Annotated in this window: 14 protein-coding genes; 9 read left to right on the top strand and 5 right to left on the bottom strand. The window is 55.6% G+C overall.

Annotated features, from left to right (window positions below; genetic code table 11):
- Positions 1-12 precede the first annotated feature (12 nt).
- The 4 genes from B3B59_RS09705 to B3B59_RS09690 all read right to left on the bottom strand — a co-directional run bounded on the left by B3B59_RS09705 (position 13) and on the right by B3B59_RS09690 (position 5,267).
- Positions 13-2,232, bottom strand: a complete 2,220-nt coding sequence (locus B3B59_RS09705) for a TonB-dependent receptor domain-containing protein (RefSeq protein ID WP_286808844.1) — start codon at positions 2,230-2,232, stop codon at positions 13-15.
- A 184-nt stretch (positions 2,233-2,416) separates the two neighbouring features.
- Positions 2,417-3,199, bottom strand: coding sequence for an energy transducer TonB family protein (locus tag B3B59_RS09700; protein WP_286808843.1), 783 nt, complete (start codon positions 3,197-3,199; stop codon positions 2,417-2,419).
- Positions 3,196-4,050 (bottom strand): ChaN family lipoprotein, encoded by an 855-nt coding sequence (locus tag B3B59_RS09695; RefSeq protein WP_286808842.1) that lies wholly within the window; start codon positions 4,048-4,050, stop codon positions 3,196-3,198. The genes B3B59_RS09700 and B3B59_RS09695 overlap by 4 nt, the downstream gene beginning before the upstream one ends.
- A 188-nt stretch (positions 4,051-4,238) precedes the next feature.
- Positions 4,239-5,267, bottom strand: a complete 1,029-nt coding sequence (locus B3B59_RS09690; RefSeq protein ID WP_207293644.1) for a Mal regulon transcriptional regulator MalI — start codon at positions 5,265-5,267, stop codon at positions 4,239-4,241.
- 177 nt (positions 5,268-5,444) lie between these two features.
- Between B3B59_RS09690 and malX the strand changes: the two genes are divergently transcribed.
- From malX to add, 3 genes are all read left to right on the top strand, one after another.
- Entirely contained in the window at positions 5,445-7,037 is a 1,593-nt protein-coding gene (gene malX / locus B3B59_RS09685) for a maltose/glucose-specific PTS transporter subunit IIBC (RefSeq protein ID WP_046887214.1), read from the top strand.
- Positions 7,038-7,085: 48 nt separating this feature from the next.
- Positions 7,086-8,261: a MalY/PatB family protein gene (locus B3B59_RS09680; RefSeq protein WP_286808840.1), complete on the top strand. Its 1,176-nt coding sequence runs from the start codon at positions 7,086-7,088 to the stop codon at positions 8,259-8,261.
- A gap of 346 nt (positions 8,262-8,607) precedes the next feature.
- On the top strand, positions 8,608-9,609 hold the full coding sequence (add, locus tag B3B59_RS09675) for an adenosine deaminase (protein ID WP_286808839.1): 1,002 nt from the start codon (positions 8,608-8,610) through the stop codon (positions 9,607-9,609).
- A 73-nt stretch (positions 9,610-9,682) separates the two neighbouring features.
- Here the strand turns inward: add and B3B59_RS09670 are convergent, their stop codons facing one another.
- Complete coding sequence (locus B3B59_RS09670) at positions 9,683-10,723, bottom strand: oxidoreductase (RefSeq protein WP_286808838.1); 1,041 nt, start codon at positions 10,721-10,723, stop codon at positions 9,683-9,685.
- A 246-nt stretch (positions 10,724-10,969) separates the two neighbouring features.
- Here B3B59_RS09670 and blr point away from each other — a divergent pair, with 246 nt between their 5' ends.
- The 6 genes from blr to rsxC form a co-directional block, all read left to right on the top strand.
- Complete coding sequence (gene blr / locus B3B59_RS09665; RefSeq protein ID WP_172657838.1) at positions 10,970-11,098, top strand: division septum protein Blr; 129 nt, start codon at positions 10,970-10,972, stop codon at positions 11,096-11,098.
- A gap of 230 nt (positions 11,099-11,328) precedes the next feature.
- Positions 11,329-11,544 (top strand): transcription modulator YdgT, encoded by a 216-nt coding sequence (gene ydgT, locus B3B59_RS09660; protein WP_040078505.1) that lies wholly within the window; start codon positions 11,329-11,331, stop codon positions 11,542-11,544.
- 84 nt (positions 11,545-11,628) lie between these two features.
- A complete protein-coding gene (locus tag B3B59_RS09655; RefSeq protein WP_040075890.1) occupies positions 11,629-12,069 on the top strand; it encodes a DUF2569 domain-containing protein in 441 nt (146 codons plus the stop codon).
- Positions 12,070-12,145: 76 nt separating this feature from the next.
- Positions 12,146-12,727: an electron transport complex subunit RsxA gene (gene rsxA, locus B3B59_RS09650; protein ID WP_046887210.1), complete on the top strand. Its 582-nt coding sequence runs from the start codon at positions 12,146-12,148 to the stop codon at positions 12,725-12,727.
- Positions 12,727-13,302 (top strand): electron transport complex subunit RsxB, encoded by a 576-nt coding sequence (gene rsxB / locus B3B59_RS09645; RefSeq protein ID WP_212477993.1) that lies wholly within the window; start codon positions 12,727-12,729, stop codon positions 13,300-13,302. Before rsxA ends, rsxB begins: the two co-directional genes overlap by 1 nt.
- On the top strand, positions 13,295-15,252 hold a 1,958-nt coding region (rsxC, locus tag B3B59_RS09640), incomplete at its 3' end, for an electron transport complex subunit RsxC (protein WP_286808837.1). The genes rsxB and rsxC, both read left to right, overlap by 8 nt.

Below are 15,252 nucleotides of genomic sequence, written 5' to 3'. Positions count from 1 at the left end.
AAAAGTTGATGCTCAGAACTGAATTTCGCCGCCGAAGACGTAAGTCCGCCCGCGCGCGGTGGTGTTCACGCTGGCGCCCTCCTGGGCGTAATCGAGACTCTGGTTCATGCGATTGAGGGCTTCGGCGTAATCGCGGTTCGTCACGTTCTGTACGCTAAAGCGCAGCAGGACGCTGTCGGTCATCTGCCAACTGCTATAGAGGTCGATCACCGTCGGGATATTGGGCATCTTCTCTTTAGGAACGCTGTTGGTGTCGGAGCTTATCCCTTCAGTGCTCAGGCGTTTGGATTTACCGGTAAATTTCACCAGGCTGCCAAGGGTGACTTTTTGATCGAACAGACGCCCGCCAATATCCAGCGTGGCGTAGCTCTCGGGAAGATCACTCATATCGCTGTAGGCGAAGCTGTAAACGGTGCTGGCAATAGAAGTGGGCTGGTCGGTCTGCTGTTTGCTCCACGCGAGGTTGGCATAAGCGAAGCCCACATCGTAGCCCGCCTCGATCTCATACCCTTTGGTGGTGACAGGTGACGTGGTGTTGACGTAGACGTTCGCGTTGAAGCCACCAAAGGAGTTCTCAAGGTCATGACAGAGCTGGCCGCTGTAGCAGAGCATAAAGGATTCACTGGTGATGTAATCTTTTATCCGGGTGTGATAAGCCAGCGCCTTCAGGTGGAAACTGTCCTGCTCCAGCAGCAAGCCTTTCTTGTTCACGTTAAAACCGGCCTCCCAGGTCTCGGCCTTCTCGGGCTTAAGGAAGGGGTTCATCGAGGCGCCGCCCTCGTTAGCGAAGAAGACCTCCTGCACGTTTGGCGCGCGTGACGAGTGACTCCAGCTCACGAAAGGTTGCAGCCACGGGGTGACCTGTGCAGAGAGCGTGGCCGACGGGTTAAAGGCCGTGTCATCCAGCCGGAGCGTGGTGGCCCCCTGTGGGAAACATTTCTCGTTATCGGCACAGGCGGGTTTATGCCCCTCGACCTGGCTGCGGGTATAATTGAGGTTGAGATCCAGCTGGTAGATATCTTTATTCAGCGTCAGTCCTGTATAGAGGGCGGAAATCTTCTGTTTTCCTGCCGGGGCAAAGGCGTTGCGATCGGTTTCCGTACTCTGCACAAAACGGCGACTGTAACGCGTGTCCATCACCTTGCCGCCTACCTGAAATTCGGCATACAGATCCTCTGCCAGCGTAAACCGGCTGGTGTTATTCAGATCGACAGCATTGGATTTATTGGTGGTGGACGAGCGGTTAAAATTATAGAGCGACTCGGGCTTATAAGATTGATTCCCGCGGCTGGTGCTGGCCAGCAGATTAAAATCGATCAGCTCATTCAGCGGTGTATAGTTATAACGCACAGCGTAATCGTCGCTGGTAATATCCCTGCGGGTAAAGGTATTACTGTAATTTCTGCCGGAGAGTTCGATTTTATTAAATTCGTCCGGATTGAAATTCAGTTTATAGATTTCTGAATGCGGCTCCTGGCGCAGGTATTTATTATCTTCGCCGATAAAATCTTTACTGCTGCGCCCCCCGCCGTTTTTATAGGTGGCATAGGTCCGCGTGCCGCTAATGCCGACCATTGCCCCGAGTCCGCCACCGTTGGCAAAGGGATCCGTTTTCCCGGCAACCGCCACCATGCCGGTGCGCCCCAGGCCGTTATCACCAACCTTAAAGCGTGAAAGCACCCCGATCTGTCGCCCCGCCATCAGCACATCATCAACGCCCAGGGTACGCATATTGGCGCTTCCGGCCAGAGCGTTAACTCCCTGAGAACCGGCGCTATTTCCACGTGTGACATCAACCTCGGCCAGGAAGTTAGGATCGAGCGGCACGCCTGCCGCGGTGTTGGCACCGCCGTGATAGTTCGCCGGAGCCATCCCAAAGAAGGTCTGGGTAACGCCATCCACCATCGTATTGACGCGACCCAGCCCGTTCATCCCGCGGATATTTACGCTCACCGTTCCCTGTAAAGGATCGATTTGGGTATAGGTCCCCGCCATGCTGCGAAGCGAAGCATCCAGACTCTGCAAATTTTTATTCAGCGTCCTTGAGCTGTAAGCGCCCGGCCGGGTATAGCTCTCGACAGAAGAGCCAACCTGTTGTTTCTCCTCCAGCGGATTATCGGTAATGGTCAGCGGTGAAAAGACCGATTCCCCCTCCTGTTCCGCCGCAAAGGCATGACCGTGCACAATAAGCAGCCCGGTCAGCAGCCCCTTAACCATGTGTGACTTTTCCATAATCAATTCCTGATATTTTTATTTTCAAGGAAAAATGAGCAGCCGCGCCCCTCCTTCTTATTTCGAAGGATGACAGCGCATTGCTCAGAGCAAAAAAATCCGCAGAGCGCGTGTTAGTTAATTAGCGCCCCTGCATGTAATGAAATCGACTTCGCGAAAATGAATTACGTGGATCTGTTTTTTATTAGATATTTGTTAAACCAAATTCCACCGGCAATGTGACTATTTGCATGCCGCTTTTGACAATCTCCTTTGGCGGCGGTGGGAGCGGGCTCGCCTTCTCCAGCGCCATGAGTGCCGCTCTGTCCAGTGACAGCGTGCCGGACGAGGAGACCAGCTGTGAGCTCAGCACATCGCCCCGCTCATTGACGCGAAACATAATCACGGCCGTACCGGAGCGTTTACGCCGACGAGCATCTTGTGGATAGTTGCGCATTTTGTTGATCTTGCCTTTAACAAGCGATTCCCAGCCGATTTTACGCTGGCTGATATGCGCCGAATCGGTATCCAGCGGGGCGGCGGTACGCTGCGTCTGCACCGTCTGAACTGGCGGGGCAGCCAGACTGGTCATGCTTGCGTTGCCCTTCTCCTCTTTTTGCTCTCGCTGGGCTTTTTTCTTTATTTCCCTCTTTTTTTTACTTTCGGGATTCGGGCTGGCAGCGGCCAGTTTAACCTCAGCGTCGTCGCGTTCAGGCAGCACTGGCGCTTCCTTTTGCCGCGCGGTCTCCTGTTCACTCATTGCCTCCAGGCTACGCTGCTGACTAATACCGGGCGGTGAATCGGGATGGATCAGCGAAACCTCAAACTCTGTAGATTGTTCCATCATTACGGCGGCAGGCATCGGCGCGTCCTGCTCCCGCGTGAAGTGAAGAAGAAAAGGCATGGCCAGTGCAAAATGAAAGAGGACGCTTGCAGCACCGCTTCTGAGCCATGAAGCGCGCGGTAGGACCGTTATCTGAGCGTTCATCGGGAAACGGGCACCGACCAGACAAAATCAGCCTGTTTTGCCGATACCGTGGTGCCGTCCGTGGTAAGCATGACCACTATCGGCGCCTCCGCGTGTAAATCCGCCATGTGCAGCGGCACGCCAATGTCTTTCGCTGCATGGTAGCCTCCTGCAATTAATAAAGCCGGGCGCGGCGCCTTGCGCAGCTGTTCCGCCATAAAGCGATCTCGCTGTTGCTGGATGGCGATCATCGCGCGCATCTGGTCGTCTTCGATCTTCCCGTCGTGCATCAGCCAGATGATGGCCGACAGGGCTTCATGCACCTTCGGCTGCGAGGCATGCTCCCCCGCAGGGAAAACCGGGTGCGTGTAAAGTTCGCTGACCTGCTGGCGGCTGATATTTGCGGCGAGCAGCGGATAAGGTCCTTCCAATGCCGTCATAACCAGTTCACCATATAGCGTCCACGGCCAGCCTGGATCCCAGCGTAAGGCATGCGCCGCGCGGTTACTGCTTACCGTCGTGCCAGATTGCGTCGCCTCCTTCACCCGATTGACCGCCTGCTGCTGGCTGCTGTTGATCATCTCCAGCAACACGCTCCCCTGCGGACGACGCTTATTCAGGTTTTGCAGTAGCGCATTTTCAATACGGTGATGTTCCACATTGGTATGCTCTTCGCCAACAATCACCATGGGGGCGGTCGCCAGGCGGGCAAACAGTTGCTCCGGGGTCAACGTCTCGCCAGTTGCGGTATCGCGTATCGAGGCGCGCGCTGTGTCGATAGAGGAGAGTGGCTGCTTTTCGGTCGGCAGACTGTGACAGCCGCCAAGCAGCAATGCGCTGCAGAGCAAGAACGAAGTAAAAGCGTATTCCATACGTAATCCCAGTTTCAGACGCCATTTTTTAGCATTATTTTTATATGCTATTAATTTGCGCAGAATTATATTCAGTAATGATAATAATTATCAAGATCATTCGCATTCACATAATTAGTGGGGAGATTTGCATCAAGGGGGCGGTTCCCGCGAAACGCGTCGCCGGGAACCGGAATGAAGAGAACGACTTAGCTGGTTGCAACCAGGCGTGCAGGGAAAATGTGATGCCCCATCGGCAATTCGGTTTTTTCGATACGCTGCATAATACGGTCTGCCAGCTGATAACCCATTTCACGGGCAGGCGTGGTCGCCCAGACAATGGGCAGATCGTCCAATGCGTTTTCTGCGACGTCAGCGAAGGCTCCCAACCCGATCTGCTGATCAAAGAAGGTCCCCACCCCGCTCTCCCCGCTCTGCCGCCCGGCGCGAATCAGGCCAAACCACGCCCCCATGGCAATGGTTTCGTTGTAGCAGATCACCGCGCTCAGGGTCGGATTGTGGCGCAGCAGTGTGCCCATCGCTTCGGCCGCTTTTTTCTGACTGGATTCACACTCCACCACCCACTCGCTATGGAAAGGCAGGCCATATTTCAGCAGGGTGGCGCAGTATCCGCCGACGCGCTCGGCGCGGGTCAGAGAAGAACTTTTACCGCCGAGCCAGGCGATGCGCTGATGACCGCGGCGAATAAGATGTTCGGTCAGCATTTGTGCGGCCTGCATATTGTCCGGGCGTAGCGTATCGGCTTCATCGAGATAACTTGCCCGCGAGGCAAACACCAGCGGGATGCCCTTTTCGGCCGCGCGTTCACACAGCTCGCTACTCACTCCCGAAGCACCGGCAATGATCACCCCGTCTACACCCTGAGTTAATAACATTTCGAGACGCTGCACTAACTGCCCGGCCTCACGCCCGCCATGCAGCAGAAAGACCATCCGCCCCTGCGCCTCCAGCGCTTCGGTCAGCCCCGCGGTCAGTTCAGCGTAAAAGGGAGAGGTCAGGTCGCGCACGATAAGCCCAATCACCCCGCTCTGCCCGCCGCGCAGCGATGCCGCCTGGCGATTACGCACAAAACCCAACTGCTCCACGGCGTCGTTAACGCGCTGGCCGGTCGCGGGAGAGATTCGCCCTTTGCCGCTCAGAACCAGCGATACCGTGCTGACAGAGACCCCCGCCGCCAGCGCGACATCGTTAATCGTGATTTTTTTTGCTACTGCCATACGCTCCCGCCACCCTTGTGTTCCATTCCGGTAAAACGTTTTATCAATAGGTTATATTTATACTGCCTGTCAAAGCCTGAGAATGTGATTTACACCGCACTAAATCTTGATAAAACGTTTTATCTTTTCGCAGCATCGAAGCCGCTACACTGATTTTAACAATAAAGGAGTCGTTTGATGACGACGAAAACAACACAAAAAGTCTCGCTATGGGAATTTTTCCAGCAGTTAGGAAAGACCTTCATGCTGCCCGTTGCCCTGCTCTCCTTCTGTGGGATTATGCTCGGTATCGGCAGTTCATTAAGCAGTCACGACGTAATCAGTCTGATCCCGGTGCTGGGCAACCCGGTGCTGAAGGCCATTTTCGTCTGGATGAGCAAGGTCGGTTCTTTTGCGTTTAGCTTCCTGCCCGTCATGTTTTGTATCGCTATCCCGCTGGGCCTGGCGCGCGAAAATAAAGGCGTGGCCGCGTTTGCCGGTTTCGTTGGTTATGCGGTGATGAACCTCGCTGTCAACTTCTGGCTGACGGCGAAAGGTATCCTGCCAACGACCGATGCCGCCATCCTGAAGGCCAACAATATCCAGAACGTGATCGGCATTCAGTCCATTGATACCGGTATCCTCGGGGCGGTGATCGCAGGGGTCATTATCTGGTTACTGCATGAGCGTTTCCACAATATCCGCCTCCCCGATGCGCTGGCTTTCTTCGGCGGCACCCGTTTTGTCCCCATCATCACTACCCTGGTGATGGGGCTGTTTGGTCTGGTGATCCCGTTGATCTGGCCCGTATTTGCGCTGGGTATTACCGGCATTGGTCACATCATCAACAGCGCGGGCGACTTTGGACCGATGATTTTCGGTACCGGCGAGCGTCTGCTACTGCCCTTTGGTTTACAGCATATACTGGTGGCGCTCATCCGCTTCACCGAAGCCGGCGGCACCATGGACGTATGTGGCAACTCCGTAAGCGGGGCGCTGACCATCTTCCAGGCGCAGCTGAGCTGCCCGACCACCCACGGCTTCTCTGAAAGCGCCACCCGTTTCTTGTCGCAGGGCAAAATGCCCGCTTTCCTCGGCGGCCTGCCGGGTGCTGCGCTGGCGATGTACCACTGCGCTCGCCCTGAGAACCGACATAAAATTAAGGGCTTGCTGATCTCCGGCGTAATTGCCTGCGTAGTCGGCGGCACTACCGAGCCAATCGAATTCCTGTTCCTGTTCGTCGCCCCGGTGCTTTACCTTATCCACGCCGTACTGACCGGGATTGGTTTTACTACCATGGCGGTGCTGGGCGTGACTATCGGCAATACCGACGGCAACGTTATCGATTTTGTGGTGTTTGGAATCCTGCATGGTCTGTCGACCAAATGGTATCTGGTGCCGGTGGTGGCCGCGATCTGGTTTGTGGTCTATTACGCCATTTTCCGCTTCGCCATCACCCGCTTTAACCTGAAGACGCCGGGCCGCGATATCGATACCGCGGCTGCCGTTGAGCAGGCCGTGGCCGGCGTGACCGGTAAATCGGGCTATAATACCCCGGCTATTCTGGCGGCGCTGGGCGGCGCTGATAACATTACTTCGCTGGATAACTGCATTACCCGCCTGCGTCTGTCGGTTAAGGATATGTCCCTGGTAGACACCAACGCCCTGAAGGCAAACCGCGCCATCGGCGTCGTGCAGCTGAATCAGCACAACCTTCAGGTAGTCATTGGCCCACAGGTACAGTCAGTAAAAGATGAGCTGGCGACGCTGATGCGAACGGTAGAAGCCTGACGTCTCGCCCCCTTCTGCAGAAGGGGGCTTTTTCATTAAGGACGAAAAATGTTTGATTTTTCCACCGTCGTGGATCGCCACGGCACCTGGTGTACCCAGTGGGATTATGTGGCAGACCGCTTCGGTGCTGCCGATCTGCTGCCGTTTACCATCTCCGATATGGATTTCGCCACCGCCCCCTGCATTATCGACGCGCTGCATCAGCGAATTGACCACGCCGTATTTGGCTATAGCCGCTGGAAGAATGATGCGTTTCTTGCCGCCGTGGCCCACTGGTTCCGCCAGCGTTTTCACTGCGCAATCGACACCGAGGCCCTGGTTTATGGCCCGTCGGTTATCTATATGGTCTCGGAACTGATTCGCCAGTGGTCGCAGCCCGGCGACGGCATCGTGGTTCATACCCCCGCATACGATGCGTTTTACAAAGCAATTGAAGGAAATGGACGCCAGGTTGTCGCCCTCCCCCTGCACAGGGATGCTGAGGGCTGGCAGTGCGATATGACGGCTCTGGAGCATGCTCTTGCGCAACAGCAGAACAAAATTTTACTGCTGTGCAGCCCGCAAAACCCGACGGGGAAAGTCTGGTCCCGGGAAGAACTGACCCGGATGGCCCAGCTCTGCGCACGCCACAACGTGGCAGTAATTAGCGACGAAATTCATATGGATATGGTCTGGAGCGGCCATCAACATACTCCCTGGAGCGCAGTGGCGCAGGGGCCATGGGCGTTACTCACCTCGGGCTCCAAGAGCTTTAATATTCCGGCGCTCACGGGGGCGTATGGTCTGATTGGGGATGAGGCGACCCGGGCGGCTTATCTGGATGCGCTCAAAGGCCGGGATGGATTGTCATCACCGTCGGTGCTGGCGCTGGTTGCCCACATCGCCGCCTATCAGCAGGGCGAACCCTGGCTGGATGCCCTTCGCCACTATCTTGAAGAGAATCTGCGCTTCGTCGCCACGACGCTTAACCACGCTTTCCCGCAGTTGAACTGGCAACCGCCGCAAGCGTCTTACCTCGCTTGGATCGATCTTCGCCCGCTCGGTATTGACGACAAAGCGCTGCAGAAAGTGCTGATTGAGCAACAAAAGGTAGCGATAATGCCCGGCTATACCTATGGCCAGGAGGGGGTTGGCTTTGTGCGCCTTAATGCGGGTTGTCCACGCAGCAAACTGGAACAAGGGGTGGCGCGCTTAATTGCCGGTATTCATGCCTTAAACGAGTGATACCCTACCTGAGCCGCGCCCTGGTCGTAACCGGGGCGCTTGCTTTTTTGTCGCACCGCGTCGATATTTGTTCATTACATCAATGAGTTAAGGATATTATTGTGATAATAGCCAGTCTTTCCGCTTAACGGCGGCGGTTCGCGAGTGGCTCATGGAGTGTTAGTGACCCTGCGTGTTTATAGCGGGTATACGCTGCGCTGCCGGTCCGCTGGATAGCGAAAGAAACTGCTCCTGCGGTAAGCTTCCCCCGCAGCAACCTTTTTACCTGCGGGTTAACGCAGCATTTTAAATACATTATTGACCTGTTGTATAATGACCTGCACTTCACCTAAATAAGAGTGCGTCCATGATTGATACCCGCCTGCCTTTAACCGACATCCATCGTCACCTTGATGGCAATATTCGCGCCCAGACTATCCTCGACCTTGGTCGCCAGTTTAATTTGACCCTGCCCGCCCAGTCGCTTGAGGCGCTAATTCCGCACGTTCAGGTGACTAAAAACGAACCGGATTTGGTGAGTTTCCTTAGCAAACTGGACTGGGGGGTGAAAGTGCTCGCCTCGCTGGACGCCTGTCGCCGTGTAGCATTTGAAAATATTGAAGATGCCGCGCGCAATGGTCTGCATTATGTGGAGCTGCGATTCTCGCCGGGGTATATGGCTATGACCCACCAGCTGCCGGTAGCCGGTGTGGTAGAAGCGGTTATCGCCGGGGTACGTGAAGGCTGTAACGCGTTTCCGGTAGAGGCGCGTTTAATTGGCATTATGAGCCGCACCTTTGGTGAGTCCGCCTGCCTGCAAGAGCTGGAAGCGCTGCTGGCCCATCGCGATCAGATCACGGCAATCGATCTTGCCGGTGACGAGCTGGGCTTCCCGGGTAGCCTCTTCCTGTCCCACTTTAACCGGGCGCGTGATGCGGGCTGGCACATTACCGTTCATGCGGGCGAAGCCGCAGGCCCTGAAAGTATCTGGCAAGCGATTCGTGAGCTGGGCGCTGAGCGTATCGGTCACGGGGTGAAAGCCGTAGAAGACCCCGCGCTGATGGCGTTCCTTGCCGAGCAGCGCATCGGCATCGAATCCTGCCTGACCTCCAATATCCAGACCAGCACCGTGCCGTCTTTGGCACAGCATCCGCTGAAAAACTTCCTGGAACAGGGCGTACTGGCCTCGATTAACACTGACGACCCGGCTGTTCAGGGCGTGGATATCATTCATGAGTACAACGTAGCGGCACCGCAAGCGGGGCTTAGCCGAGAGCAGATCCGCCAGGCGCAGATTAACGGACTGGATATTGCGTTCCTCAGCCAGGCAGAAAAAACGGCGCTGATTGCCCGCGTGCAGAACGGCTGAGTGATTCCCCGCCGCCTGGCGGGGTTTAGCGTTGTTGTCCCTGGCGGCATAGCCACCGCCAGGGAACAGGCTATCAGGTGAGATTCAATGCTGCGCGATGCTTCGCCGACTCGATACCGAGCTCGATCAGCTCCATAATCTGAATCGCCTGGCTGGCCGGTACCGGGTTTTCGCCGTCGCCGTTCAGGGCATCGCGGATCCCCGCGTAGTACGCAGGGTAGTTCCCCGGCAGCGTCAGCCAGGTCTCTTCGACGCGTTCTTCACCTTCCACGCGGGTTAGCACGCCATCACGCATGTCATAACCCCAGTCTTCCTGCGGCAGACGCTCACCATTCTTCAGGCGATCTTCCTGCGGGTCGAGGCCGTATTTCACATAGCTACCCCGGGTACCGTGCACGATATAGCGCGCCGATTCCGCCGCCGCCAGCATGGTGCCGTGCAGTACAACGCGACGCTGGGGATAGCTCAGAACCGCATGGAAATAGTCCGTCGCCTGCGCGCCAGGGCGCAACTGGGCCAGGTCCACCGACAAGCTGACCGGCAGGCCAAACAGGTTGACCGCCTGATCCAGCAGATGGGGAGCCAAATCGTACCAAATGCCGCTGCCCGGCCCTGCCTGTTCACGCCAGCGGTCGCGCACTTGCGGACGGAAGCGGTCAAAATGTGATTCAAAGAAAGCGACTTCGCCCAGCGCACCCTCGGCAATCAACGCTTTTACCGTCAGGAAATCGCTATCCCAGCGACGGTTGTGAAATACCGACAGTAAACGTCCCAGGCTTTTCGCCAGCGCGTCCAGCTCGCGGGCCTGTGACAACGTCACGGTAAACGGTTTATCGACCACGACATGTTTGCCCGCTTCGAGTGCCGCTTTCGCCAGGGGGAAGTGTGTATCATTCGGGGTAGGTATAACGATTAAATCGATATTGGGGTCGTTGAAGAGTTGCTTCGGCTCAGAAACCACCGGGACGGTTGGCCAGTCCGCATGAACTTTCGTGGCATCACTACTTGATATTGCCGCCAGCTCCATTCCTGCCGTTCCCGCAATCAGGGGGGCGTGGAATGTTTTACTGGCGTAACCATAACCTATTAATCCAACGCGGATTTTATCGCTCATGACGTTGCCTCTCATCTTATGACCCTTCTATTTCACACGATCTCTCCTGCCCTCACAATAAATTAATACCGAAGGGGAGGCAGCCCCGGCGCGCCTTAAATAAGTAAAATCTTATATCAAATTATAACCTACTGTTTACCATCACAAACCCAGTCCGCAAAGCGCTTGCCGCCACGCGTACTGCGCTGTAAAATTTAGCCCCTGTATTTATGGATAAAACAAATATCAACGATGATGACGTCAATTATTAATCGAATTATTGAGTTAACGGGATGGATTGTCCTGGGGGTCTCTGTGATCCTGCTGGGTGTCGCCAGCCATATTGATAACTATCAGCCTCCCGTCCCCGTAACCAGCGAGGCGCCGCATAAGTAACGCCCTCCTAAAAAAGGGTGACATATGATGTCAGTTGCTTATTGCCAGCGATGATGAACAGCGCTAATCTTCTTCCCCAGGCGTCGGTCGACGCCTGACTTCATCGGCAAAGAAAACTCTTAATTGTGCATGGTGCGCTGTGCAATTTGTTTACCTCTTTTTTTATCCGTTTATTATTCGAACGAATTACCCTGCTGGTATTACTAACTCTTAAATGGAAACTTATTAAAATGACAGTTCAGGACTATTTATTAAAATTTCGTAAGATCAATTCTCTTGAAAGTCTGGAAAAATTGTTTGATCACCTGAACTACACCCTTACAGATAATCAGGATATTATTAGTATGTACCGCGCCGCCGATCACCGCCGCGCAGAACTGGTCTCCGGTGGGCGTTTGTTTAATATCGGCGAGGTGCCCAAGTCCGTCTGGCGCTTCGTACAATAAGAAAGTAGCCATTAGCGCGAAATGTTATATAATCTTGCCCCGGCTATTCTGCCTACGATTTCGCGCTAACTTTCGGGAGATACCATGACCACAACCGCTGGAGAAAGAATTGGAGGCTGGTTACTTGCCCCTCTGGCCTGGTTGCTGGTGGCACTATTAAGCGCATCGCTGGCGCTGGTGCTTTATTCAACCGCTTTAATTACGCCGCATGCTCTCGAGACCCTCAGTGCGCAAAATACCAGTAATAAAGTGATGTGGTTTATTTCCTTCGGTTTCGCCATCGCCATGTGGTACTACACCCTGTGGCTGACTATCGCCTTCTTTAAGCGACGTCAATGCGTACCAAAACACTATATTATCTGGCTGCTGGTTGCGGTGTTATTAGCGGTGAAAGCCTTCGCTTTCTCGCCGGTTTCTGATGCGCTGGCCGTTCGTCAACTGCTCTTCCCGCTACTGGTTACGGCGCTCTTCGTTCCCTACTTTAAGCGCTCTGTACGCGTGAAGCAGACCTTTGTGAACCCGTAATAACCTTACAGTTATCCTGTTGTCGCTTACCGGGCTTTGTCCGATAATAGGCGGCTTTTTTATTTCAGGCTGAATAATGACTGACTACTTACTGCTTTTTGTCGGCACAGTGCTGGTGAATAACTTCGTCCTGGTGAAGTTTCTCGGCCTGTGCCCGTTTATGGGCGTTTCCAAAAAGCTCGAAACCGCGATGGGAATGGGGCTGGCAACCACCTTCGTCATGACCCTCGCCTCTATCTGCGCCTGGTGGATCGATAACTGGATCCTGATTCCTCTGGGTCTGACCTATCTTCGCACCCTGGCGTTTATCCTGGTCATTGCCGTCGTGGTGCAGTTCACCGAAATGGTAGTGCGTAAAACCAGCCCGGCGCTCTATCGCCTGCTCGGCATCTTCCTGCCCTTGATCACCACTAACTGTGCGGTGCTTGGCGTGGCGCTGCTCAATATCAATCTTGGGCATAATTTTATGCAGTCCGCGCTGTATGGTTTTTCTGCAGCGGTTGGCTTCTCGCTGGTGATGGTACTGTTTGCCGCCATCCGTGAACGCATGGTTGCAGCCGATGTTCCGGCGCCGTTTCGTGGTAACGCCATCGCGCTGGTGACCGCAGGACTGATGTCTCTGGCCTTTATGGGCTTCAGTGGTCTGGTGAAGTTGTAATGAATGCAATCTGGATCGCCATCGCCTCGCTCAGCGTGCTGGGTCTGGTGTTTGGCCTCATTCTTGGATATGCCTCCCGCCGCTTTGCGGTCGAGGATGATCCCGTTGTTGAAAAAATTGATGAACTACTGCCGCAGAGCCAGTGTGGGCAGTGTGGCTACCCCGGCTGCCGCCCTTATGCCGAAGCGGTCGGTAACGGCGGAGAGAAAATAAACCGTTGCGCCCCTGGCGGCGAAGCGGTAATGCTCAAAATCGCTGAGCTGCTTAACGTCGATCCGCAGCCGACCGACGGCGAAGAGGCCGCTGAGCCCGTGCGTATGCTGGCGGTTATTGATGAGCCAAACTGCATCGGCTGCACCAAATGTATTCAGGCCTGTCCGGTAGATGCCATCATCGGTGCCACCCGCGCCATGCACACCGTGGTTGAAGATCTGTGCACCGGCTGTAATCTCTGCGTTGCGCCGTGTCCAACGCAATGTATTGAGCTGCGTCCGGTCAGCCCTACGACTGACAGCTGGAAATGGGATCTTCAAACCATTCCGGTTCGTATTATTCCTGTGGAACACCATGCTTAAGTTATTTTCTGCCTTCAGAAAAGAGAAGATCTGGGATTTCGATGGCGGTATTCATCCGCCGGAGATGAAAAACCAGTCCAGCGGTACGCCGCTGCGTCAGATTCCGCTGGCAACGCGTTTTATCATCCCGCTTAAACAGCACATTGGTGCTGAGGGTGAACTGTGCGTGAAGCCGGGTGATACTGTACTGCGCGGCCAGCCGCTGACCTTTGGTCGTGGCCGGATGTTGCCGGTACATGCGCCAACGTCAGGTCAGGTGGTGGCCATCGCGCCTCATACCGTCCCCCACCCTTCCGCCTTATCTGAACTGTGCGTCGTGATTGAAGCCGATGGTGAGGATCGCTGGTGTGAGCGCGAGGGCTGGAGTGATTATCGCAGCCAAAGCCGCGAGGCGCTGATTGAGCGTATCCACCAGTTCGGCGTGGCTGGCCTTGGCGGGGCGGGTTTCCCTACTGGCACCAAACTGCGTGGCGGTGGCGATAAGATTGAAACCTTAATTATCAATGCCGCCGAGTGCGAGCCTTATATCACCGCCGATGACCGTCTGATGCAGGACTGCGCAGCGCAGGTTGTGGAAGGTATCCGCATTCTGGCGCACGTGTTACAGCCACGCGAAGTGCTGATTGGCATTGAAGATAATAAACCGCAGGCCATCTCCATGCTGCGTGCGGTGCTGGCGGGCAGCCATGATATCAGCCTGCGGGTGATCCCCACGAAATACCCCTCTGGCGGTGCGAAGCAGCTCACCCAGATTTTAACCGGCAAGCAGGTTCCTCACGGCGGTCGTTCGTCGGATATCGGCGTGCTGATGCAAAACGTCGGTACCGCCTATGCGGTTAAACGCGCGGTGATTGACGGCGAGCCGCTGACCGAACGTGTCGTGACCCTGACTGGTGAATCCGTTTCACGTCCGGGTAACGTCTGGGCGCGCCTGGGTACCCCAATTCGCCATCTGCTTGAGCAGGCAGGTTTCTGTCCAGGCCCTGAGCAGATGGTGATTATGGGTGGCCCGCTGATGGGCTTTACCCTGCCCTGGCTGGACGTCCCGGTCGTAAAAATTACGAACTGCCTGCTGGCTCCCTCGGCCAGCGAGATGGGCGAGGAGCAGGAAGAGAAAGGCTGCATCCGTTGTAGCGCCTGTGCCGATGCTTGTCCGGCGGATCTGCTGCCCCAGCAGCTCTACTGGTACAGCAAAGGTCAATTGCACGATAAAGCCAAAGCGCACAATCTGGCCGACTGCATTGAGTGCGGCGCGTGCGCCTGGGTCTGCCCAAGTAATATTCCGCTGGTGCAGTATTTCCGCGTCGAGAAGGCTGAAATTTATGCCATTTCGATGGAAGAGAAACGTGCTGCAGAAGCAAAAGCCCGTTTTGAAGCCCGTCAGGCTCGTCTTGAGCGTGAAAAAGAGGCGCGACAGGCACGTCACAAGCAGGCTGCGGTGCAGCCTGCAGCGAAAGATCAGGATGCTATCAAGGCGGCGCTGGCGCGCGTACGTGAGAAAAATGCCAACGCCACCGAAGAGGTGGTGATTCAGTCCGGCACCCGTCCGGATAACAGCGAAGCGATTGCCGCACGGGAAGCGCGTAAAGCCCAGGCCCGCGCGCGTCAGGCTGAGAAAACCGCCGAGCTTCACGATCCGAAAATTGATCCCTCCGTCGAGGCGGTCGAAGAAGCGATTGCGCAGGCGGAGATGCGTAAAGCGGAAGATCATGATGAGGTCTCCTCAGCAACCGTGGATCCGCGTAAAGCTGCCGTAGAGGCGGCTATAGCTCGCGCTAAAGCCCGTAAAGCACAGGCCGAGGAAACTCCGGTTGACGCCCCGGCAGAGCCGGTCGACCCGCGCAAAGCCGCCGTTGGGGCCGCCATCGCCCGAGCCAAGGCCCGTAAAGCCGGGGCGCAGGAAGTCATCCCGGCGGAGCCCGTAGATCCACGCAAAGCCGCCGTTGAGGC

Origin of the sequence: Leclercia sp. UBA2479 (genome assembly GCF_002341985.1) — a bacterium.
Lineage (GTDB): Bacteria > Pseudomonadota > Gammaproteobacteria > Enterobacterales > Enterobacteriaceae > Enterobacter > Enterobacter pneumoniae.
This window is presented reverse-complemented; position numbering and strand designations above follow the sequence as displayed.